The organism is Yimella lutea, from assembly GCF_006715095.1.
Classification (GTDB): Bacteria; Actinomycetota; Actinomycetes; order Actinomycetales; family Dermatophilaceae; genus Yimella; species Yimella lutea.
In genome coordinates this window covers 1,288,070-1,308,687 of record NZ_VFMO01000001.1, presented here as the reverse complement: position 1 = coordinate 1,308,687, position 20,618 = coordinate 1,288,070, and the positions used below count along the sequence as shown (strand labels likewise).

Annotated in this window: 33 protein-coding genes; 4 read left to right on the top strand and 29 right to left on the bottom strand. The window is 66.6% G+C overall.

Going from position 1 to position 20,618, the window contains the following annotated elements:
- Positions 1 to 20: 20 nt before the first annotated feature.
- Complete coding sequence (locus FB459_RS06240; protein WP_141927833.1) at positions 21 to 1,211, top strand: PQQ-dependent sugar dehydrogenase; 1,191 nt, start codon at positions 21 to 23, stop codon at positions 1,209 to 1,211.
- Here the strand turns inward: FB459_RS06240 and FB459_RS06235 are convergent, their stop codons facing one another.
- The 8 genes from FB459_RS06235 to FB459_RS06200 form a co-directional block, all read right to left on the bottom strand.
- Positions 1,212 to 2,510 carry a M23 family metallopeptidase gene (locus FB459_RS06235; RefSeq protein WP_170221750.1) on the bottom strand — a complete coding sequence of 433 codons (1,299 nt, stop codon included), beginning with the start codon at positions 2,508 to 2,510 and terminating at the stop codon, positions 1,212 to 1,214. It abuts the gene before it with no gap.
- 26 nt (positions 2,511 to 2,536) lie between these two features.
- Positions 2,537 to 3,442: a permease-like cell division protein FtsX gene (ftsX, locus tag FB459_RS06230; protein ID WP_246092339.1), complete on the bottom strand. Its 906-nt coding sequence runs from the start codon at positions 3,440 to 3,442 to the stop codon at positions 2,537 to 2,539.
- 16 nt (positions 3,443 to 3,458) lie between these two features.
- Positions 3,459 to 4,184, bottom strand: a complete 726-nt coding sequence (gene ftsE, locus FB459_RS06225) for a cell division ATP-binding protein FtsE (protein ID WP_141927830.1) — start codon at positions 4,182 to 4,184, stop codon at positions 3,459 to 3,461.
- A gap of 329 nt (positions 4,185 to 4,513) precedes the next feature.
- Positions 4,514 to 5,620 carry a peptide chain release factor 2 gene (gene prfB / locus FB459_RS06220; RefSeq protein WP_141927829.1) on the bottom strand — a complete coding sequence of 369 codons (1,107 nt, stop codon included), beginning with the start codon at positions 5,618 to 5,620 and terminating at the stop codon, positions 4,514 to 4,516.
- Positions 5,621 to 5,707: 87 nt separating this feature from the next.
- Entirely contained in the window at positions 5,708 to 6,187 is a 480-nt protein-coding gene (locus FB459_RS06215) for a pilus assembly protein TadG-related protein (protein ID WP_141927828.1), read from the bottom strand.
- A complete protein-coding gene (locus tag FB459_RS06210; RefSeq protein ID WP_141927827.1) occupies positions 6,184 to 6,645 on the bottom strand; it encodes a pilus assembly protein in 462 nt (153 codons plus the stop codon). Before FB459_RS06210 ends, FB459_RS06215 begins: the two co-directional genes overlap by 4 nt.
- Positions 6,642 to 7,049, bottom strand: a complete 408-nt coding sequence (locus FB459_RS06205; RefSeq protein WP_141927826.1) for a TadE family protein — start codon at positions 7,047 to 7,049, stop codon at positions 6,642 to 6,644. The genes FB459_RS06210 and FB459_RS06205 overlap by 4 nt, the downstream gene beginning before the upstream one ends.
- On the bottom strand, positions 7,018 to 7,221 hold the full coding sequence (locus tag FB459_RS06200) for a hypothetical protein (RefSeq protein ID WP_211345143.1): 204 nt from the start codon (positions 7,219 to 7,221) through the stop codon (positions 7,018 to 7,020). Before FB459_RS06200 ends, FB459_RS06205 begins: the two co-directional genes overlap by 32 nt.
- 228 nt (positions 7,222 to 7,449) lie before the next feature.
- On the opposite strand from FB459_RS06200, the gene FB459_RS06195 reads away from it, so the two are divergent.
- Genes FB459_RS06195 through FB459_RS06185 form a run of 3 tightly spaced genes read left to right on the top strand, consistent with a single transcriptional unit; the run spans position 7,450 to position 8,252 of the window.
- Positions 7,450 to 7,638, top strand: coding sequence for a hypothetical protein (locus FB459_RS06195; protein ID WP_141927825.1), 189 nt, complete (start codon positions 7,450 to 7,452; stop codon positions 7,636 to 7,638).
- Positions 7,635 to 7,889 (top strand): hypothetical protein, encoded by a 255-nt coding sequence (locus FB459_RS06190; protein ID WP_141927824.1) that lies wholly within the window; start codon positions 7,635 to 7,637, stop codon positions 7,887 to 7,889. The genes FB459_RS06195 and FB459_RS06190 overlap by 4 nt, the downstream gene beginning before the upstream one ends.
- A gap of 30 nt (positions 7,890 to 7,919) precedes the next feature.
- Positions 7,920 to 8,252 carry a hypothetical protein gene (locus tag FB459_RS06185; RefSeq protein WP_141927823.1) on the top strand — a complete coding sequence of 111 codons (333 nt, stop codon included), beginning with the start codon at positions 7,920 to 7,922 and terminating at the stop codon, positions 8,250 to 8,252.
- Between the two features lie 360 nt (positions 8,253 to 8,612).
- On the opposite strand, the gene FB459_RS06180 is transcribed toward FB459_RS06185, so the two are convergent.
- The 21 genes from FB459_RS06180 to FB459_RS06090 form a co-directional block, all read right to left on the bottom strand.
- Positions 8,613 to 9,350: a potassium channel family protein gene (locus FB459_RS06180; RefSeq protein ID WP_141927822.1), complete on the bottom strand. Its 738-nt coding sequence runs from the start codon at positions 9,348 to 9,350 to the stop codon at positions 8,613 to 8,615.
- A gap of 121 nt (positions 9,351 to 9,471) precedes the next feature.
- Entirely contained in the window at positions 9,472 to 9,855 is a 384-nt protein-coding gene (locus tag FB459_RS06175) for a hypothetical protein (protein ID WP_141927821.1), read from the bottom strand.
- On the bottom strand, positions 9,848 to 10,168 hold the full coding sequence (locus tag FB459_RS06170; protein ID WP_211345142.1) for a hypothetical protein: 321 nt from the start codon (positions 10,166 to 10,168) through the stop codon (positions 9,848 to 9,850). The genes FB459_RS06175 and FB459_RS06170 overlap by 8 nt, the downstream gene beginning before the upstream one ends.
- Before the next feature lie 321 nt (positions 10,169 to 10,489).
- A complete protein-coding gene (locus tag FB459_RS06165; protein ID WP_141927820.1) occupies positions 10,490 to 11,332 on the bottom strand; it encodes a hypothetical protein in 843 nt (280 codons plus the stop codon).
- Positions 11,329 to 11,496 carry a hypothetical protein gene (locus tag FB459_RS17210; protein ID WP_170221748.1) on the bottom strand — a complete coding sequence of 56 codons (168 nt, stop codon included), beginning with the start codon at positions 11,494 to 11,496 and terminating at the stop codon, positions 11,329 to 11,331. Before FB459_RS17210 ends, FB459_RS06165 begins: the two co-directional genes overlap by 4 nt.
- The gene (locus FB459_RS06160) at positions 11,493 to 11,753 is read right to left on the bottom strand and encodes a hypothetical protein (protein ID WP_141927819.1); all 261 of its coding nucleotides are present in this window, start codon (positions 11,751 to 11,753) and stop codon (positions 11,493 to 11,495) included. The genes FB459_RS17210 and FB459_RS06160 overlap by 4 nt, the downstream gene beginning before the upstream one ends.
- Positions 11,750 to 12,019, bottom strand: coding sequence for a WhiB family transcriptional regulator (locus tag FB459_RS06155; RefSeq protein WP_141927818.1), 270 nt, complete (start codon positions 12,017 to 12,019; stop codon positions 11,750 to 11,752). Before FB459_RS06155 ends, FB459_RS06160 begins: the two co-directional genes overlap by 4 nt.
- Positions 12,016 to 12,219, bottom strand: a complete 204-nt coding sequence (locus tag FB459_RS06150) for a hypothetical protein (RefSeq protein ID WP_141927817.1) — start codon at positions 12,217 to 12,219, stop codon at positions 12,016 to 12,018. The genes FB459_RS06155 and FB459_RS06150 overlap by 4 nt, the downstream gene beginning before the upstream one ends.
- Positions 12,216 to 12,491 carry a hypothetical protein gene (locus FB459_RS06145; protein WP_141927816.1) on the bottom strand — a complete coding sequence of 92 codons (276 nt, stop codon included), beginning with the start codon at positions 12,489 to 12,491 and terminating at the stop codon, positions 12,216 to 12,218. The genes FB459_RS06150 and FB459_RS06145 overlap by 4 nt, the downstream gene beginning before the upstream one ends.
- Before the next feature lie 308 nt (positions 12,492 to 12,799).
- Positions 12,800 to 13,876, bottom strand: a complete 1,077-nt coding sequence (locus tag FB459_RS06140; RefSeq protein WP_211345141.1) for an AAA family ATPase — start codon at positions 13,874 to 13,876, stop codon at positions 12,800 to 12,802.
- Entirely contained in the window at positions 13,873 to 14,085 is a 213-nt protein-coding gene (locus FB459_RS06135; protein ID WP_141927815.1) for a hypothetical protein, read from the bottom strand. Before FB459_RS06135 ends, FB459_RS06140 begins: the two co-directional genes overlap by 4 nt.
- A complete protein-coding gene (locus tag FB459_RS06130; protein ID WP_141927814.1) occupies positions 14,082 to 14,393 on the bottom strand; it encodes a hypothetical protein in 312 nt (103 codons plus the stop codon). The genes FB459_RS06135 and FB459_RS06130 overlap by 4 nt, the downstream gene beginning before the upstream one ends.
- Positions 14,386 to 14,718 (bottom strand): hypothetical protein, encoded by a 333-nt coding sequence (locus FB459_RS06125; RefSeq protein WP_141927813.1) that lies wholly within the window; start codon positions 14,716 to 14,718, stop codon positions 14,386 to 14,388. The genes FB459_RS06130 and FB459_RS06125 overlap by 8 nt, the downstream gene beginning before the upstream one ends.
- Positions 14,715 to 14,927 (bottom strand): DUF6011 domain-containing protein, encoded by a 213-nt coding sequence (locus tag FB459_RS18205; protein WP_425472291.1) that lies wholly within the window; start codon positions 14,925 to 14,927, stop codon positions 14,715 to 14,717. Before FB459_RS18205 ends, FB459_RS06125 begins: the two co-directional genes overlap by 4 nt.
- Complete coding sequence (locus tag FB459_RS06120; RefSeq protein WP_141927812.1) at positions 14,924 to 15,271, bottom strand: hypothetical protein; 348 nt, start codon at positions 15,269 to 15,271, stop codon at positions 14,924 to 14,926. Before FB459_RS06120 ends, FB459_RS18205 begins: the two co-directional genes overlap by 4 nt.
- Positions 15,268 to 15,474 (bottom strand): hypothetical protein, encoded by a 207-nt coding sequence (locus tag FB459_RS06115; RefSeq protein ID WP_141927811.1) that lies wholly within the window; start codon positions 15,472 to 15,474, stop codon positions 15,268 to 15,270. Before FB459_RS06115 ends, FB459_RS06120 begins: the two co-directional genes overlap by 4 nt.
- A 146-nt stretch (positions 15,475 to 15,620) precedes the next feature.
- On the bottom strand, positions 15,621 to 16,139 hold the full coding sequence (locus FB459_RS06110) for a hypothetical protein (protein WP_141927810.1): 519 nt from the start codon (positions 16,137 to 16,139) through the stop codon (positions 15,621 to 15,623).
- Between the two features lie 64 nt (positions 16,140 to 16,203).
- The gene (locus tag FB459_RS18200) at positions 16,204 to 17,571 is read right to left on the bottom strand and encodes a recombinase family protein (protein ID WP_141927809.1); all 1,368 of its coding nucleotides are present in this window, start codon (positions 17,569 to 17,571) and stop codon (positions 16,204 to 16,206) included.
- An 18-nt stretch (positions 17,572 to 17,589) separates the two neighbouring features.
- A complete protein-coding gene (locus FB459_RS06100; RefSeq protein WP_141927808.1) occupies positions 17,590 to 18,447 on the bottom strand; it encodes a type II secretion system F family protein in 858 nt (285 codons plus the stop codon).
- Entirely contained in the window at positions 18,444 to 19,304 is an 861-nt protein-coding gene (locus tag FB459_RS06095) for a type II secretion system F family protein (protein ID WP_129627339.1), read from the bottom strand. The genes FB459_RS06100 and FB459_RS06095 overlap by 4 nt, the downstream gene beginning before the upstream one ends.
- A complete protein-coding gene (locus FB459_RS06090) occupies positions 19,301 to 20,527 on the bottom strand; it encodes a TadA family conjugal transfer-associated ATPase (protein ID WP_141927807.1) in 1,227 nt (408 codons plus the stop codon). Before FB459_RS06090 ends, FB459_RS06095 begins: the two co-directional genes overlap by 4 nt.
- Positions 20,528 to 20,618 lie beyond the last annotated feature (91 nt).

Sequence of the window (20,618 nt, the reverse complement as noted above, 5' to 3'; positions counted from 1 at the left end):
GGCGCACGGCAGGAACGGTCATGGTGGCCGCGCTCCTGCTCGCGAGCTGCACCTCGGGGTCACCCGGCTCCGGCGAATCCTCACCCTCAGGCTCTGGCGGGTCCTCACCGTCGACCACACCGTCGACCACACCGGCGGGCTCCGACTCCCCCAGGCTCACCGTCCGGCCGGTCGCCGGCGGGCTGGAGCACCCCTGGGATCTTGCGTTCCTGCCGAGTGGCCAGATGTTGGTGGCCGAACGATCGGGCCGCCTGTCCCTGCTGTCCTCGACGCGGCCCGGGGCACAGCGCACACCCGTCGCTGCCGACCTCGACTCTCTGAACGCACGCGGCGAGGGTGGTCTGATGGGTCTGGTGCTGATGCCGGACTTCGCGACATCGCGTCAGTTCCTCACCTGTGAAACCCACCGCGAGGTCGACATCCGTCTCGTCGTGCGGAAACTCTCGCCGGACGGTCGCAGTGCCGACCGCGTCCGCGATCTGTTGACCGGGCTCCCTGTTGCCGGCAGCGGACGTCACTCGGGCTGCCGGATGGACTACGGCACGGACGGCATGTTGTACGTCGGCACCGGAGATACGGCGGATGCGGCTGTGCCGCAAGACCGCTCGAGCCTCGGCGGGAAGGTGCTGCGGATCGATCCACGCACCGGCAAAGTGCCTGCGGACAACCCGTATGCGTCCTCCTCGAACGCCGGCGAGCGCCTGGTGTGGACGTACGGTCACCGCAACGTCCAGGGCGTGGCCGTACGCGGGTCACGGGTGTACGTCGCCGAACACGGACCCGACAAGAACGACGAGATCAACCTGCTGCGCAAGGGCGCCAACTACGGCTGGGACCCCAGCAAGGGCGGTAGCCAGGACGACTACGACGAGTCGGTGTCGATGACCGACACCGACCGCTTCCCCGACGCGGTGCCGGCCGTGTGGTCGTCCGGCGACATGACAGAGGCGATCTGTGCGGCGACCTTCCTGACCGGCAAGCAATGGAAGAACTGGGACGGCGCACTCGTCACGACGGCGCTCAAAGGTTCGAAACTCCTTGTGTTGCACCTTGATTTGTCGGGGACGAGGGTGGTCTCGACACAGGCTCCGAAGCCGGTGAACGAGGCGTACGGACGCCTTCGTGCAGCCCGTCAGGGTCCGGACGGCGCGTTGTACGTGACCACCAGCAACGGCAGCGACGACCGCGTCCTGCGGATCAGCGCCGGTTGATCAGCCGATCCAGCTGCGGGGGTCGACGGCCTGTCCGTCATTCAACGTCGTGTAGTGCAGGTGACAACCGGTGGACCGACCCGTGGTGCCGACGTACCCCACCAGCTGGCCCTTCTTCACCGTGCCGCCACGGACGGCGAACGCCGACAGGTGCTCGTACATCGTGGCGAGGTTGACCCCACGGACGAACCCGTGGTCGACGACCACGTAGTTGCCGGCCACGCTGTTGTAGGTCGCGGTGACCACCTCGCCGGCGGCGGACGCGTACACCGGCGTCCCGCAGGCCAGGGCCCAGTCGACGCCGGCGTGCAGCATCCATATCTTCAGCACCGGGTTGCGACGCATGCCGAACTCGGACACGATCGAACTCGGTGACGCGGGCGGCTCGAGGAAGCCGCTGCTGCGGCTGGGCGCACGCGGGGCAGCCGCCGGTGGCGGCACGGCCATGCGTGCCTGCCGGGCCGCTTTCGCGCGGGCTGCGGCGCGCGAGGCCAGCACCCGGCCCAGGCGGGAGGACTCGCCCTTCTGCCAGGCCAGCAGCTTCAGGTCGGCCTTGCGCTGCCGTTCGAGGGAGTCGCGTTGGGTGATCTGGGTGCGTCGCAGTGACTCCAGGCGGGTCTTGGCGGACCGCGCGTTGTTGCGAGCAGTCGTCGCCGCGGTCACCGCGGTGCCGGCCTGCACCTTCAGCCGGGCGACTCGCCGGCTGGCAGCACCGAGCCGGTTGATCGCAGCGGTCTTGGACGCCTTCTCCCCCGCCAGGCTCGTCAGGACGCCGTTCTGCTGGCGCATCACGATGTCGGCCAGTGACATCGTCTCCGACGGGTTCTTGCGACTCATCAGGATCTGGAGCGTGAGGTCGAAGGACCCCAGACCACCGGTCATGTAGCTCTGCCGCGCCACACCACCCACCAGACGTTTGGTCCTGACCTGATTGGTGTTGATCGTGGTCAGGTCACCGCGGGCCCGACGCTCCTCGGACTGCGCGATCTTGAGCTGGCTGTTGACACCCTTGAGGTGGTTCTCGGCGCCGGTGAGCGCCTTCTGCTTGGTGCCCAGGTCGGTACGTGCCTTCGCCAGCAGGCCGTCGGTGCGACGCAGTGCGTCCGAGGCAGCGATCAACTGACGACTCACGGCGTCGAGCCCGCCGGCCGTCGCGATGATCTGCCGGTCGATCTTGGCCTTCTGGTCGCCGGGATCCTCCGCTGCCGCGTTTGCCCCGCCGGGAACGAGCATCATCAGTGCCGCGATGGCTGCACCGCGTCGCAGGGTCGGGCGCAGACCTCGTTCAGTTCGCTCCACGTCGCTTGTGCCTTTCTGCGTCACACCTACACCCTCACCACACGGCGCAGGCTCAACCATGAGACGAGGATGGACAACACGACGGCTCCACCCACCAACCAGGGTAGGACTTGCCACACCTCGTCCGCACCGATGAGCGCAATAACGTCACCCCCGCGACCCTCGGCCGAAAACAGATCGGCCACGCCCTTGACGACCAGCAGCCACAGCGCAACCCCGGCCAGCACGGCACCAAGTAGAGCAGCCAGGACCACCTCGATGACGAACGGCAGGTAAATGGTCGTGGCCGAGGCGCCCACCAGGCGCATGATCTCGACCTCGCGCCGTCTGCTGAACGCCACTTGTCGCACCGTCGTACTGATCAGCAGGATCGAGCACAGCACCATCAGCGCCGCGAGACCGACGGCGGCGACGCTGAGCACACCGAGCAGCTTGAAGAAGGTGTCGAGCACCTTGCGCTGGTCGGTGATCGCCTCCACCCCGGGCGATCCGTCGATGGCAGCCACCACCTCGGCGTAACGGCTGGGGTCGGACAGCTTCACCCGGAAGGACGCAGGCATGGAGTCAGGACCGACATCGCCCAGGTAGGGGCTGTTCTTGAACTGCTGCTTGAACCGTTCGTACGCCTGCGCGGCGGACTCGTAGTGGATCTCCTCCACCAGCGGCTTCATGCTCTCCAGGTCACGCTTGACCTGGTCGCGTTGTGCCGGGGTCACCGCACCGTCGACGCACGAGGCGGCCGCCGAGGAGTCCTTGGTGCACATGAAGATCGAGACCTCGACCTTGTCGTACCAGTACCCCTTGGCCATCGTGACCTGCTTCTGGGCAAGCAGACCGAGACCGAGGAAGAACATCGACACCATCGTGACCAGCACGACGGAGATGATCATCGACATGTTGCGGCGAATTCCGCTGCCCACTTCGCCGAGCATGAACCGCAGTCGCACCTCAGTTCACCAACCGTCCGCGCCGACGGACGCCGGGTTCAGGCTCGGCGATGTAGCTGCCGAGTTGCTCGTCGCGCACCAACTTGCCATTGTGCAGTTCGATGACCCGCTTGCGGAACAGGTCGACGATGCGCTCGTCGTGGGTTGCGACCACGACGGTCGTACCCGTCTTGTTGATCCGCTCCAGCACCTTCACGATCTCAGTGCTGGTGTCAGGGTCCAGGTTTCCGGTCGGTTCGTCGGCCAGTAGAATCTGGGGCTTCTTCACCATCGCCCGCGCGATCGCGACGCGCTGCTGCTCGCCGCCGGACAACTCGTGCGGTCGCCGTTTGGCCAGGCCGTCGAGGGAGACCAGTTCGAGGATCTCGGGCACCATCTGCTTGATCCGGTGCCGCTTGGTACCGAGCACTTGCAGGGCGAACGCGACGTTCTGCGTGACGGTCTTGTTCTCCAGCAACCGGAAATCCTGGAAGACGACCCCGATGTCCCGGCGCAGTTGCGGCACGTGCCGGTCGGGCAACGTACGCAGGTCGCGGCCCGCGACCAGGATCGCGCCGCGGGACGCGGTGATCTGGCGGGTCATCAACTGCAGCATCGTCGACTTGCCGGAGCCGGAGGTCCCGATGAGGAAGGCGAAGTCGCCGCGCCCCACGTCGATCGACACATCCGCCAGTGCCGGGTCGGTGCTGACTGTGTACCGCTTGGTGACGTTCTCGAAGGTGATCATGCGGGTTCGAGCAAGGCCTCACGTCGGTCGGATGGTGCGGCCGCAGCGAGATCCTCGCCGGGGCATCGCCACCGTACGCCGCGGTAGCGTCCGGCCCCGGACGGCACGCCGGACGCCCGGCCAAATGGCGTTGCGGCATGGTCCTGACGCATGGGCAGGTCTACCCATGGTGCACGCTCGCGGGCGGCTGGCGCGGCGGTGTCGTGACCGCGGCGATGACGATCGACAACCACCACTGATCGGCTCGCCGGCTACAAAGGGGATCGGCTCGGACATCCATCGATGTCCGAGCCGATTGTCGTGCAATCACTCGCGAAAAACGCTGTGCGTCAGTCTTTTTCGCCGGTGCGCTTCCAGCGGATGCCGGCCTCGATGAAGGCGTCGATCTCGCCGTCGAAGACTGCCGAGGTATTGCCGGTCTCCTGCTCGGTGCGCAGGTCCTTGACCATCTGGTACGGGTTCAGCACGTACGAGCGCATCTGGTCGCCCCAGCTCGCGGTGGAGTCGCCCGCCAGTTCCTTGCGCTGTGCGGCCTCCTCCTGGCGCTTGAGCAACAGCAGTCGGGACTGCATGACGCGCAGGGCGGCGGCGCGGTTCTGGATCTGGCTCTTCTCGTTCTGCATCGAGACGACCACACCGGTCGGGATGTGCGTCATGCGCACCGCCGAGTCGGTGGTGTTGACGCTCTGGCCGCCGGGGCCGCTGGAGCGGAAGACATCGATCTTGAGCTCGTTCTCGGGGATCTCGATCGAGTCGGTCTGCTCGATCAACGGGATCACTTCAACCGCGGCGAAGCTGGTCTGGCGTCGGCCCTGGTTGTCGAACGGGCTGATCCGCACCAGGCGGTGGGTGCCGGCCTCGACCGACAGGTGTCCGTACGCGTAGGGCACGTTGACCTCGAAGGTGGCCGACTTCAGGCCGGCCTCCTCGGCGTAGCTGGTGTCCATCACCTTGGTCGGGTAGCCGTGACGCTCGGCCCAGCGCAGGTACATGCGCATGAGCATCTCGGCGAAGTCGGCGGCGTCGACGCCACCCGCTCCGGCGCGGATCGTGACGACGGCCTCGCGCTGGTCCCATTCGCCGTTCAACAGGGTGCGCACTTCGAGTTCGCCGACGGCCTTGCGGATCGAGATCAGCTCACGCTCGGCTTCGGCGAGGGTGTCGGCGTCGTTCTCCTCGGTGGCCATCTCGACCAGTACCTCGAGGTCGTCGATGCGCTGGTCCATGGTCTCGATGCGCTCGATCTCGGAGTTGGCGCGCGAAAGAGCGCTGGTCACCTGCTGCGCCTTGTCGGGGTCGTCCCAAAGGTCGGGGGCGCCGGACTGCTCCTCGAGGTCGGTGATCTGAGCCCGGAGCGCGCCCATGTCGGTCACGTCACTCACCGACTTCATCGTCGCACGAAGTTCCTTCAGTTCCACCGCAAAATCAACAGCCACAGTCGGCAAGCCTACGGCAGTGCCGCGCACTTGCCGAACCTACTGATGCGCGCCGAGCCCACCTGGCAGACCCAGTGGGTTCGGCACTCACGGTAGGACGATGGAACGTGCTCGTGACTCGACGGTCACCGATACCTCGGTGCCGAGGAACGACAGGAAGCCCCCGGTGATCGGCGGCCGGACCAGTGCCTGGACGCGTACGACGGCCGTGTTGTTGCCCGGTGCCGAACCGTTCACCACCTGCCAGGCCTGGACATTCGCCGGCACCTCCTGCCGGGACAGGCTTCCCTGCGCTGCCTGGCCCACTCGTGCGTCGGTCAGTGGCACTCCTCCCGCCAGCCCGCCCCGGTACACCGATCCTTCGTCCACGCTGTCGGCCGCTTCGAGGGCCGCGGAGTCGGCTGCGTTCAGCACCCGCATCTTGGCCAACTGAACTGCCGTGACGTCGATGCCACCCACGACAAGGAGGCCGAGTATCGCGAACAGTCCGGCCGCGAGGACGAAGATGCGTCCACCTTCGGGGTCTCGCTGCAGACGGGTGACGAGCGCGCGCACGAGCCACCTCATTCGCGGTACTTCCCCACCGATTCGACGTGAGTGCTGGTCATGCGCACGGAGGTGGGAACCACTGCCCCGAGGAAATCGGGCACCAGCGGGAGATCGACGTCAACAGCGGTGCGCACGGTGACCTGGGCGCCACGGGTCAGGCACGGCGATGCTGAGCAGGCGACCGTCATATCGCCGCTCAGACCATGATCGGCGAACACCAACGCCGCCCCTGCATCGGCGCGTCCGGCCGCGCTCGCGTCGTCCGAGGCGGTGACGTACATGCGGCCGGCTTCGCGCGCCGCCCCGGAGACCGCGTAGGCCCCGGCCTGCATCCTGGACAAGGTGATGACCAGATAGAAGACCGGCAGTGTGAGCAGCACACCGACGACGAGGAACTCCAGCACGGCGCTGCCGCGTTCGGGTTCCCGCAATCGGACGCGTATCCGCTCGACCAGCGTGCTCAGAGCATGCCTCATTGCGCCTCCGCGTACGCCCGCCCGGACACTTCGAGCCCGCCTGGTGGACCGAAAGGCCCGAGCACCGGAAGTTGCGCACGCACCTTGATCACGACGACGCGCGCACCGCCTTCGGTCGTCTCACTCGCACTCACGTCACTGGAGAACCGGTCGTCCAAAGCTTGATCGATCAGGCCACGGGTTCGATCGGCACCGGCAGCCGGTGTCGAGTCGGCGCGAGCACCGTAACGGGCACCCTCGACGGCGTACGCCGTCAAAGAGTTGCGCACGAACAAGGCGAACCCCACCTGGAACGCACCGAGGAAGAGCACGACCAGTAAAGATCCGACCATCGCGAACTCCGCGACGGCGCTGCCCCGTTCGCGATCGGACTCATTTTCCGCCGTTGACGCCGTGGATGGCATTGTCGAACAAGCTGGTGAGCTGAGGCTGGGCGAACTGCCAGATCGCGGTGACCAGTCCTGCGGTCATCAAGGTGATCAGAACCCAGCCCGGCACGTCGCCGCGCTCACCCTCGCCGCGCAGCTCGACCAGTCGGCGCAGCATCCGGTCGGACATTCTCTGCAGACCGCTCATTGTTCCTACCTCCGTGTTTTCCCTTGAGACACAATGCAATTCACATCGTGAGTTTGAGCGCGGACAGCCCTGGCCAGACCGCGAAGAGGATGGTCACCGGCAGGACGAGGAACACCACCGGAACAGCAATAGCAACGATAACCCTGTACTCGACATGAGTGCGGCCCCAGCGAGTGCGCTAACACTCCACTGAGGCCTCGGCTTCAACCGCTAAAGGGAGCGGGAACCGTGGGATCGATCGTATCCGTGTGGGTGTCGTTGTGCACCTACCTGCAGGGCACCGCGTTGCTTGCCGTCCTCGGCGCTCTCATCGTCGCGGTGCTGCGCCTGCACTACTTGCTTCACCGGACTGAGCAGCCGTCACTTTCAACGACACCTGCGCCCGAGGTTGAGCACCCGGCTCGGTGGTCGGCGTGACCTGGCAGGAAAAGCGCAACGGCTGGATCGGCGTCGATGGGCAGACCATCCGCAGCGCCGACACCTTCACCGAGGTTCACATCGAGTGGAACGTACCCGAGCGCTCCGACGCCGTAGCGGTCCAACTCGCTTGGTATGAGGGCGAACTCGCCCTGCACGTCCGAACCGATGAATGGGCCGTGCTCACCAAGCGCACAGCACTCGACGTTGCTGCCTCCATCATCCGGCTCGCCAGTCAGATGGACGACTAAACACCAACCCAACCGAAAGGAAAACTGACCATGCCCGCACAACGCATCACGCCGATTGAGCTCCGGATCACCGAAGGGTCGAACGATCTCTACTTCTCCGAGAACTCCGACTTGAACGACCTCATGGCGACCACTCGCCCGACGTGGCCGCGACTCCCGATCAACGCCGAAGGCGGCTTCGTCCTCATCGCGCTCGACTGTGACGGTGACTTCGATCAGGTCGTTGTCGCACCGCCCACCGGGTCCGACCGCTCGCACACCGTCGAAATGATGCTCAGCGCCCGCGACGCAGCGCATGAGGTATATCGCGCTCTCGACTACATCGGGTCCGGCAACGAGGTGCCCTCGCTCTACAACAACTGAGAACGATTCTCGCGGCGTCCTCCCTCACGGTCCTAGCCGCCAACCAACTCAGCGACCGCCTCGACAAAAGTCCTACAGCCGCGCGTGCGGGGAACGCGGTAGCACGTAGTCAGTAGTCCGGCCGGATGCCCTACGTGTCCAGCACAGCCTGCTCTCGTCTCGGGAGCGGGCTAGAAGTGTTGGCCCCTTCCGAGTGGGGTGGCTGGATCGGGGGTAACCCTGGTGGGGGATGCCAGAACTCTGCCCACCGCCAGGTGGTCCGCGCCTGCGAAGTGAATGCCGATCACGACACCCGCGCCCAATCCCTGCAGGTCGGCAAGTCTGCCGCCCCCGTAACCGAGGTGAGGATCTGAGGCACTATCAGGTGGTCCGCGCCTGCGAACTGTCTGCTTGACCGGCTCGCAGCTCGGCGATCTCTCGCCGCAGCGCACGCAGTTCCACCAGCACGTCGTCGGACGCGGCCTCTTCCTCACGCACGCGGTCAGCCAGCCATGACGCCAACGTGGCGGTGACAGTTCCGAGCAACGCGATGCCACCCACCATCAGCGCCGCCGCGATGAACCGCCCGGTGGTGGTCACCGGGAACGTGTCGCCGTAACCGACCGTGGTCATCGTGGTCAACGCCCACCACCACGCATCACCGAACGACGTGATCGAAGCATCCGGGTTCAACCGCTCGGCGTCGAGCACGGCCAGCGCCGCAACGAATGACAGCAGCACCGAGCCGCCGGCCAGGTACACAGCCACACGGCCACGGAGACCAACCGACGCGCGACGGTTCAGGACGTTCAGCAAGGTCACCAATCGCAACAGCCGCAGCGGACGCAGCAGCGGGAGTGCGATGACGGCCAGGTCGAGCAGGTGCCGCAGCACCCAGCGACCACGGTGCTGGGCGAGCAACAGGCGCACAACGTAGTCGAGGACGAACAACGCCCACGCCAGCCACTGCGCCACTTCGCAGACCGCGCGAACGGTGGCGCCCACATCGGGCCACAGGATCGGCAAGGCGTACGCCACCAGGAACGCGACCGCAGCCGCCATCAGGGGCCACTCAGTGGCGCGCTCCCAACGCTCAGCACGCCCGGTTCGTTCACTCATGAGCCGCAGCCTAGGTGCCGTCGCCGGATCGGGGGTCGGGGAAGCCAAAGCGAACAGCCCTGCCCTGCAGGTCCGCTACGTCTGCAAAACCGATGCCCGAATGCTCAACTCGCGCCCATCGTCAATAGAGCGGCAACCAGCCCGGACCAAGGTCGGGGCGTTCACTGCTGCGGCCCTCGAAGAACTCCACCAGGGCATCACTCCCCGACGACAGCAAGTAGTGCTTGGACCACGGGCGGCGGGTCCGTGCAAGGTTGCGGGCGTTGCTCGCGGGACGCTCCTTGCTTGCCCAACCAGACTCCACAGCCCACGCGTCGACAGCCTCCTGCCAGGCACGCCGGGCACGGTGAGCACGACGACCAGGGCGAAACGTCGCATCCTGTTGGTAGGCCGGCTCCCGAACCTCATCGCTCCACACCTCGATGCACGGGCCTGACTGCAGGTGCGCCGGCAACCCATAGGCGGCACGCGGGGTCGGCTGCCTGGCCGCCCGACGCCTACTCATCGCCGACGATCCTCCACCCCAGCGCAACCAGGGCACGCGGCGACAACCCCAGCGACTCGGACGCGTGCCGCGCCTCGAGGGCCTGCCATGACGCGGCCTTGCCGCTGAAAATCGCGGTCTCGTAGGCGACCAGCACACCGACCACGCCGCGGGCGCTGTCGTCCCATTGCGTAGCCTGCGGAGACTCCCACAGCTCGGCCCAGCGTTCTCGCTCGGCATCGGTCCAGTCGCGGCCCTTCGGCATCTCGGGCACCGGCAACTGACAGCCGCCCGCCGGAAGGTCGATGAGGGCGTTACGGGGTCCGCTGCTCACCGGGCGACGGTGCGCTCGAGAGTGCGGTTTAGCGGCGTTACGTGGGGTCGGCATGGGCGGTTCTCCTGTCGTGTGTGGTGGTCGTGAGGGGCGTCCAGCGGGGGTTGAGCGGTACGCCGGAGGTTTATTCGCCTCCCCGGCGGGCGGTCAGAGAGTCGGCCTGGCCCCTCGCCCCACCCCCTCGGCGGGTCGGTGCGGTTGGTGGGGAAGCGTGCGCCGCGCAGGTGCGTCTTAGCGGGAGAAAGAACCGCGCTCGACACCTTCGCTCCTGTGATCGGCCTGTCGGTGACGTTGACGCGGCGCACGCTGGTCTGTGTCGGGTCAGTTGACCCGCTGCTTGACGAACTTGCCGGTCTCGGGGTCGAGCACGCTGCCGAACTCGGAGCCGTCGATCGGGTTGCTGGTTCGGCCCTGGGCGGCGGCGGTGGTCCAGCTCGTGGCGGTCACGCGCCCGGTCTGGTCGGTCATCACCCATTCGTCGGTGTTCGGGTTGCGGTGCATGGTCTGCGGGCCGTCGTCGGTGTGATGTTGCACGACGTCAAGCCGTGATCCGTCACGGGCGATCCAGGCCAGCGGGTCGGCCTTGGTGGTGCCGGTGGCCGTGAGCGCGGCGGCCAACGGGTCGGCGTCTCCTTCGGTGGCGGCGGCGAGGGTGTCGACTTCGGCGGCGGCGTCGTAGTCGTTGAGCGAGTCGGCGAGGTAGTGCAGCACGCGCCCGATGGGTGTGAAGCTCACTTCACTGTTGGACATGGGCAGCACGTTCGCCGGCGGGGTCGGCTCCGTTGCCGGGGTGCCGGTCAGGCGGCGGGCGTGTACGGCTCGTAGCGCGACGGCGTGCTCAGCGTCGATCGCGCCCTGCCATTCGAGCATCGCCGTTACCCACGGTTGTGCAGCGAGCACCCGCTCGAACTCTCGGCGGGCGGCGGTCGTCGCCTTGCGTGCGTCGCCGGCCTCGGCGGTGTGCCGGGTCTGGAGGTAGTGCCGTGCCCATGCGAGCCGGCGGGCGGCCCGCCGGGTGTTCTCGGCCTCGGCTTCGGCCTGGGCCTGCCGTTCGAGGTCTGCAAGCTTGGCGCGGTCGGCTTCGGTCGATGCCGCGGTGTCGCTCTCCGCGGTGGCGATCCGGTTGCGAACCTCGGTGATCTGGTCAGCGGTGTTGGTGTTCATCGGTTGTTCTCCTTGTGTGTGGTCGTGCTCGGGTTGGCAGTCAGCGCGAGGCGTGCGGCCAGGTCGGCAGCGTCGTCGGTGTTGTGGCTGTCGAGTGGATGCTGCCGGTCGGGTTGCTGGTCGATCGCTGCGGCGAGCCGCTGCAGCGCGGTCGGGTCGGTCATGGGTGTTGCTCCTTCGGTTGGTGGGCGGTTCGCCCGGTGGGTGGATCGGTTTGTGAACCCGCGCTGACGTACTTCTCCGGTGGTGCCGTGGTGGCAGCCAGCGCGAGTGTGTGGGGGCAGGCGGGTCGGTCGGTGGTGCCGTGGGTAGCGCAGACCCATCGGATGCGGTGACTTGTTCGGCGGATGCGTACGCGGGTGCCGTCGACCGTGGCGACCGCGTGGTGCTCGTCCCAGCGCAGCACGTCCACGGTGTTCACTGCTCCGCAACCGTTCGCCGTGAGGCACGCTCGCCGTAGTCGCGTCCGGCCCACACGCCGAATGAGGCTTTGAGTTCACCGGCGGCTGCAGCGCACTCGGCCAGGACGGAGCACCCTGCACACCAGCGGGCGGCCTGCGCCCGGTCCTCGGTGTCCTCCGACAACCACAGTTCGTGCGCGCCGGGCTCACCGCAGCGGGGCCGGTCACCTGCCTCGGCCATGCGCACCAACGCCTGCGTGAGTGCGTCCGTGGCCGTGGTCGTCATGCCATCCGCCGATCGCTCGCCGGCACCATCTCGGGTGGTGTCGCTGACCGTGTGGTGAACAACCGCAGATCATCGACGACCGCCCGCAGTTGAGCGTCACGACGTTGCTGCCGGGTACGTTCGATCACGCGGCCGACGATGTATGCGTCAGCGGTGACCACCAGCAGCGTGCCGATGTGCAGGGCGTCCAGGGCGTTCACTTGTCCGCCTCGGTGATCGCGTGGTGCATCTCGCCGATGAGGTCGGCGGGGTCGGTCAGCACGTAACCGCCTCGGTCGTGTCGCCCGTGCGTCTCGCACTCGCTTGGGCAGTGGCCGGCGCGGTGTCCGAGGTAGGACCGCACAACCTCGGGGTTCGGGTCGGTTCCGCCTCCGTGGCTGTGGACGTGGCCGCAGTGCGGGCAGACCAGCCGCAGAGTCCATCGGCCGCCGATGTAGACGGCGACAGAAAGCGGTGCTTCGGGGTTCTTCACTTCGCTCTCCCTCGGGGTTGTGCGCTTGGTGAGGTCAGCCCGGCGGCACTGGGCCTTGATGCGCTGGTGCTCAATGCGCTCGGCCCAGCAGGTCGAGCAGACCGCCGGTTGGTTGTTGGTGGGTGTTCTGCACGACTGGCAAACGGGGGGCACGCTCTCGGTGGGTTCGATGGGTGAGTTGTGACCCAAATGCCCGTGACCCGTGCCCGTGCCTATAGAGAGGGGCACGGGGGCACGGTCACTTTCGGGCGTTTTTGCCCGTGCCGGGGGCACGGTCGGGGCACGGTCGGGGCACGGGGGCACGCTGGTCATTCCTGACCCCCGTTCTCGCCGGGGTACGGCTTCACCAAACGGTGAGGCGTCGGGCTCACGTAGCCGTCTGCGATGAGATGTGACAGCGCCGTGCGGATTGTCTCCGTCTTGCCCGTCACGACATCGCAGAGAACGCGTTGTGCGAGTCCTTGCGGGTGCTCGGTGAGGGTGTCGGCGACGCGCTGCATCATCATCGTGGGCCGGTGAGCTTCGCGGGCGCCGTCCTCGGGTGCTCGAACTTCGCCGACGATGCATGACTCGTCCGGATCGCTGGCGTCGATCACCAGGTCGGCGAACCAGTGCAGACCACCGGACGCGGGGCGTGCATCCTTCCGAAGGTCACCGGGCCGGTCCTTGGCGATGAGCACCGAAGACCGACCGACCAGGCCGCGCCCGAACTTGGATCGGTTTTCGAGCACGTACGCGGCACCGTCGAGCGCGTTCAACTTGTGTACTGCACCAATGGCATAGCGTCCTCGGCCCTCTGCCGACTTCGTGACGTGATCGAGTGAGACGACGGCGGCGCCGTAGGAGGTCAGCGGACGCACCAGCAACCGCCCAAACATGGCCGCGTCCTTGTTGTTGAGCGGGTCGAGGCCGTGCAACGTCATGCCCTCGGTAATGCCATCGAGGATCACCAGCGTCGGCGCCCGCGACGACATGAAACCGGCCAGGTCGATCCGTGCCAACGCGTCGGTGATCGCTTCCTCAGGTCGGAAGTAGTGGAACCGTTCCGCGATGACTTCGGGCGGAACACCGAGTGTCAGCAGGCGCCACACAACCGGCCCTTCCGCGTCCTCGAAATCGATGTAGCCGACGTGGTGGCCGGCTGCCATTTCGTCGGCAGCGGCGATGAGGGCCAACCAGGTCTTTCCACCCTCCGATTCGGATGCGATCGTGTGAGCCTTGCCGGGGTAGAACAGGCCGCGCCCGTCCGAGCGTCGTCCGATGGTCGCTGTCGGTGCCTGCCACTTGCCGGCGAGCACTTCGGCGAGGTCGACCGGCTGCCAGGTTCGCCGGGTCAGCACGCCGTCCTCGTCGTAGCGGTCGGCGTCGACACTGTGCAGACTCATCGCGGATCACCTTCGATCAGGCGCACGTCGTAACCCTCGTGCTGCAACATGCTCAGCACGTCCGACAACCGCTCTCGGCGGACCGCACGGGCCCGCACGACGCGATCGTTCGTGGACGGCACGCCGTACCGCTTGAACACCTCGGAGACGTGCCCACGAACGAACACGTATCGGATACTCGACCCCGCGTAAACGCTTGCGTGCTTCACGCGGCACCACCCCGCAGGGAGTCATGCACGGCGCGGCGGTGCGTCTCACGCGCTTCTTCCAGCCGCTCGGCAACCTCGGCCCACGGATCGTTCACCGGGTCCACGTTGAGCGCGTCCCAGAACGGGTGGCGATCGCCGCCAGCGGCCGAATGCACCACAGCACGGGCAGCCTCGAACTCGGCGTTAGCGATGTCCTCCGCAGCGCGCAGCCCATCGGCGAAACCGGCGTCATAACCGGCCTGGTGGGTGTCCTGCAGGAACGACAGCGTGAACATCGGCACCTCGGCCACCTGCGTCGGCTCAGACACTGCGGCCACCGCCGATCACCGGCTGCAGGAAGTCACAGCACCGGGTGCACAGATCGAACGTCACCCGCGCCGGCATCCCGTCCACGCTTGCGTTCCAACACCATTCGCGCCGGGACGGCCACTCAGCCTCGGCACGGCACAACCAACAGCGCGTCGAGCACTGACACCCGTACTCGTCTCGGCAGACCTCGCCGCCGTCGCACCCGGCGACCGCCAGGATCACGCCAGGCCGGATGAGGCCGGCGTCGATCGCCGCACCCAACACCATGTCGGCCTCGAACTCAGCCAGGGTCAGGACCGTGCTCGGGTTCAGCAGTGTGCTCATCGGCTCTCACCGCCCAACTCGGCGACGAAACAGACCGGGCCGATGCCACGCTCCACCGACTTCTCAGCGCGCAGCGGGTGACGACACGCACGGCACCTGATGGTTGGCTCGTCGGCGTGATCCGGCTCTATAATGGAACCGGATTCGCCGCCATGAATCTTCTGAGACGCCGCCTTCGCCGGGCGGCGTTTCCCTTTGTCGAGACTCACTCGCGACCACCCCGCAGCACCCGACGCACGGCGCTCTCGCCGGTCGGGTCGGAGTAGCAGAGTCGGTAGTACACCGAATCGAACTCGTGCTGGGTCGCACCCGTGAGCGCAACCGCGTTCGCCAGGTACGCGCCGAACGAAACACCCTTGGTCGCAACGATGTTCACGTAGTCACGGCACAGCCGGCCCACCCTCGACGGCGACAACCGGACACCCGTGCGTTCGAGCATCCCGTGCGTCTCGCGGGTCAGGGTCTCCACCGTGGGCACGGTCTGGTCCTGGTCTCGGTCCTCGTGGTTCGACCGGATGTTGCGGGCGGCCGACTCGGCCGCGTAGGTGGTCACGCTGCACCGCCGCGCAATAGCACAGCGAGGCGGTCACGCTGCTCGGGTGTCAGTGGCGGGGCCTCGGCCACCACCTTGGCGATGTGCTCGGCGAGCTTCTCGGCGCGGTACGAACGTCGCGCCTCGATGAGTTCAACATCATCGGGTGTGCGACCACGAGAAAGAGCCGCGACTTTCGCGCGGTAATGAGTGGATGCTGCCACTTCGCTGCTGCCTTTCGGGCATGGGAAATCCCATTGCCCGCGGTTAGCGAAGCGCGTTCACGGAAGCCTTTGCTTCGGCGGCCAGGTCGAGAGCCCAGCAGTTCTATGCGTAAGCTATCACGCCGGAGCAGCAACGTGCCACGTGCTCACCTCGGCGTGTTGTGTCGCCGGTTGAGCCATGCCGCGATGAACTCCGGCGTGATGGTGGTGTGACCGTTGGCACTCACCTGGTTGAGCATCAACTGCAAGTCGCTATCCCTGATTTGCACGGATGCGTGACGACCGGCGCGCTTGCATCGTTGGCAGGTGAGGTCATGTGTCTCGTGCGTGGAGCGCTTCACCTTCGGATCGTCAATACCGCTTGGCCAAGGCTCGGACGACTCGCCAGCCCCCGCCGGACGCAGCATCTTGCTGAGCGATTGAGGGCCGCTACCAAGGAACTCGTGAGTGTCGTCATCAATGACGGCCGGAGGTTCGTACACGCGCTCAGGTGACGGCGGTAGGCCAGTCAGCCAGTCGGGCAGATGGTCCTCGTTCTCGGCAGGCAGCTCCCCAGCATCTCGCCTGCGCTCCCACTCCTGCCGTTCACGGTGTCCCTGCGCGTTGGGAGCACCCACCAGTTCCCAGCGGAACGTGCCGCCTCGTCCGGTTCCGAATAGACGCACTCGTGCGGGCTTCTTGTGTTTGCTACAGACAACCCGCACGAATCGCAGTTCTCTCGGCATCGATCTACGCTTTCCACTCGATGCGAACGGTTCCAGGATCGAACCGAGTTCCTTTGCCAGCGGCCAGAATCCGAATCTCTACCAGGGTCTCAGCGACCGCCCGGCGCTGTTTCGCGCCGAGCTCGGACCAGGCCGCCCGCACGTCCGGCGCATCGGCGAGGTCGGCCACGGGCGAATCGCCCAGAGCCCTGGAAATGCTCCGCTCCAACACGTCGATGCGGTGCCCGAGCTTCTGCGCCTGTTCGCGTACTGCGTCCGGCGACAGCAGTCCATCCGCCAGCAATGCCGCGAGCCCATCACGGCGGCTGCGCAACTCGTCGACCTCCGCCTGCAGTTCCATCACGTCCGGCTTCACGCCCAGCAGCGAAGCCACGTCCTCGGACTCGATGCGACCAAGAATCACACCTTCTACCAGCGCATCGACGTCAGCGAGTTTGCGCGTCCGCTTGCACTTCTTGCACTGGTAGACGTGGTACTTCGTGCCCGTGCGGGTCCAGGCGATCGTCGCGTACATGCGCGACTCGTCCGCTTCGCAGATCAGCGCACCCGATAACCAGTGCTTCAACCGCGTGTCGTTGGTCAGGCGGCGTTTCGGGTCACGGAGCATCGCGGTCAGACGGTCGAATTCTGCCGGTTGCACGATCGGTTTCCACGGTGCATCGCCATAGGCCTCGCCGTTGTAGACGATGCGTCCGGCAACGCGAGGGTTGGTCAGCACGCGCCGCAGCGCCGTCACGGTCCACGGGTGCCCGAGCGTCGTCCTGACACCCCGGCCGTTCAGGTCGCGGGTGATGCTCGCAAGCGTGTGCCCGGCAAGCACCTTCTTCGCGGCGTCACGAATCTCCTTCGCCTCGGCGGGGACGATTCGGACGTCATGGCCGTCACGATCGAAGCCGAACGGTCGTCGGGTCCAAATCGAAATGCCGCGCTCGGCTCGCTGTCGATTCGCGGCCCGCTGCCGAACGCTCTTCTGCTCGACCTCGTATCGGGCCGCGCTCCCGAGCATTCCGGCGAGCATGCGGCCCGCCGGCGACGTCAGATCGATGTCACCAGCGTTCACCGCGAGGATGCGCAGGGAGCGGGTCTCGGCCAACTCCACCAGGTCGACCAGATCACGCAGGCGACGATAAAGGCGGTCGGTGTGCCAGCAGATCAGTACGCCGAACTCATTGCGCCCCAGGCTTTCTAGCATCCGGTCCCACTCGGGCCGCGGCTTCCCGCTTGACGCCGACTTGTCGTTGTCGACGTACGTCCCGACGACAGTGCAGCCCGCCCGCTCGGCCAATGCTTCACAGTCGGCGAGCTGCCGCGCGATGGCACGTCGATCGTCTAGGCGGTCCTCCGACTGACGGAGGTAGATGGCGGCTCGCACAAGATCAGTGTACGGGTTCTAGTTGACAATCGCTACCATCATCGCCAGTTCCCGCCGGCCACCCAGTTCGATGAGTTCCTGCTTGGCGGCGTCACGCGCGTCCTGCGCCTGCGCACGCATCACGTCAGCGAGGGGTGTTCCGCGTTCGAGAGCGACCACGATGCCGTCGACGAACCGAGCCAGGCTGGCGAGCCCGGTGCGGTCGGCGAGACCCTGCAACGCTTCCGGCAGGCTGGCGCCGGCACGTGCGTCGATGAGACACCGGCGCAGTTCGCTCGACAGCTCCCCCTTCGACAGACGAGCCACACGTTCCAGAGCAGCCGCCGCACCTTCGCCAGCAGTGACGGCGAGCGCCAGGAGTTCTGCGACTGCGGGAAATTCGGCCAGGATCTGGCGGTCGCGCTTCTCAGCTGCTCGAGTGAGCAGTTGGTCACGCAGGACGACTCCTGCACCCGAGGCGATGAGCACCAGCAGCACTGCGGTCACCGGCGACTGCGATCCGGACGCCATCCGCAAGGACACCCAGCCGGTGGCGGCGAGCGCCGCGACACAGCCGTACATCGCCTGCTCAGCCCGGAAGTCCTCCACGGACGCGTTGCTGCCCGCTCGTTCGAGCCGGCGACGCACCGAGACACTTCCGCCCAGCACGGAGTCGACGACACCACCGGCCTTGCGTAGCAAGGAGTTCCACAGTTGGTCGGACGCGATCGGGCCGCCGAGGTACTTGGAGGGACGTGGCCGCTCGGCGACGTAGGGTGCGATCCGGTCGGACAATGTCAACCGTCGGCGCATCGGCAGGCCCTGCCACAGCAACAGCACTCCGGCGGCCGCCACCAGTCCGCACAGGGCACCGATCCACCCGAGGTTGGCGGTCATGCCATCACTCGGATCTCGCTGGGCAGCCGGCCGATCCGGCGCATGATCCGGTAGGCAGCGAACGACACCAGGCCGCCGATCGTCAGGATCGCCACCCCTGTTCCGCTGCTGTATGCCTGCAGGCTGCTGCCGCGCGTGGCCAACATCAGCAGCACCAACCACGGCGCCACGAGTGCCAGTCGAGCGGCGTTCACAGTCCAGGACTGCCGCGCCTCCAACTCAGCGCGGGTGCGCGCATCGTCGCGCAGGAAGGTCGACAGGGTGCGCAGCAGTCGCCCGAGGTCGGTGCCACCTACCTCGCGTGCCAGCCGCAGCGATTCGACCAGTCGGTCGGCCACCGGGTCGGCGAGGCGCTGCTTGAGATCGTCCAGGCATCGCTGGAAGTCACCCGAGGTTCGATACTCCTGGGCGAATTGCGCGAACGCCGGTCGCAGCTCCTCCGGTCCGCGAATCGCCAACTGCGCCAACGCTTCGGGCAGGGCAAGCCCGGCGCGGACCGCGGAGGCAATGTGATCGACCGCGTCCGGCCAGAGTTCACGGCGGTTGTGCCGCCGTTTGTGTGCCTGGCTACGGACGAGCGCGATCGGGCCGTAGCCGGCAAGGACGGCGAAGCAGAGTGCCACCGGAATCACCCCGGTGGCCGCCATGGCGACCAGGAACACCAGCAGCGCACTTCCGCCGCAGATGAAGGTGAGCATCGGCAGGGAGAATCCGCGAACGCCGCTGACCGCAAGGTCGCTGCGCAACCGGTCGACGGCGGTGACCTTGGACTTCGGCTTGGCTTGCATACGCGGCCAGAAGGACCAGTAGATGCAGAAGACGCCCAGGCCGAACAAGACACTGACGACCGGGATCATCGTCGGTCCCCCAAGAGGTCGGCGACGTCGTACCCGGCGCGCGCGAAACGTTCCTGGTGCGGCGGGAATCCCTCGCCCCGCACCAGTTCCCCGTCACGCCGTACGAACAACTCGGCCAATTCGATGACGCTTCCCTCGAATCGCCCTGGTACCGCGGCGATCTCCCGAACAACACGCTTCCCGTCGCGTTCGAGCCCGACGTGCACGATCAAGTCGATCGAGCTGGCGACAGTCGGCATCACGAACTGCGAACCCACATTCGGTCCGGCAAGCAGCGGCAGCGTGCACATCTTCACCAGTGCCTCGCGTGCGGAGTTGGCGTGCAGGCTCGCCATGCCGGGTAAACCGCTGTTCATTGCGATCAGCAGGTCGAGGCTCTCCTCCTGGCGCACCTCACCGACGATGATCCGGGAGGGGCGCATGCGCAGCGCTTCCTTGACCAGGCGCCGCAGCGGGATCTCCCCGGTGCCCTCGAGACTCGGTTGGCGGCATTGCAGCGCTGCCCAGTCACGCAGATTGAGCTTCAGCTCGAAGACTTCTTCGCAGGACACCACCCGCTCGGTGGGTGGGATCGCGGCTGCCAGACAGTTGAGCATCGTCGTCTTGCCGGCTTGCGTACCTCCAGTCACCAGGATGTTGAGGCCACTGGCGACGGCGGCTCGCAGAAACTGGGCTGCGTGCCGGTTGAGTGAACCCAGCGTGACCAGATCGTCCAGCGAGTGTGCTCTGGCGACGAACTTTCGGATGTTGATGTACCAGCGGCCCGGGGTCACATCCGGAATCGCGACGTGCAGCCGGGACCCGTCCGGCAAGGTTGCGTCCACGAACGGTGAGGAAAGGTCGACCCGTCGACCGGACGGCTTGAGCATCCGCTCGACCAGATTGCGGACGTCGTGCTCTGTCAGGATCGTCGGGGTGAGTTCGGATACGCCGTGTCGCGCCACGAAGACCCGGTTCGGATCGTTCAGCCAGATCTCCTCGATCGTCGGGTCGTCGAGGTACTGCTGCAGTGCCCCGAAACCGAGGACGGAATCGAGCACACTGCGTGTGGCGACATCACGGTCACCGAGCGGCTCGAGCCCACCGTGCAGCGTGCGCTCCTCGTAGTCCTGAACGACGTCGTGCACGAGCGAGTGCAGCGAGGCACGGTCCCCGACCGGGTCGAGGCGACGTCGACGAATGAGTTCGCGGACTTCGCCCTCGATGACCTGGATACCGTTCATGCCCCTTGCCTTCCTGCCGCTCGGCACCTACCGGCGGCATGAAGCACATGAAACGCGCTCCGAAGCCGGACCGGAACACTCATCCACAAAA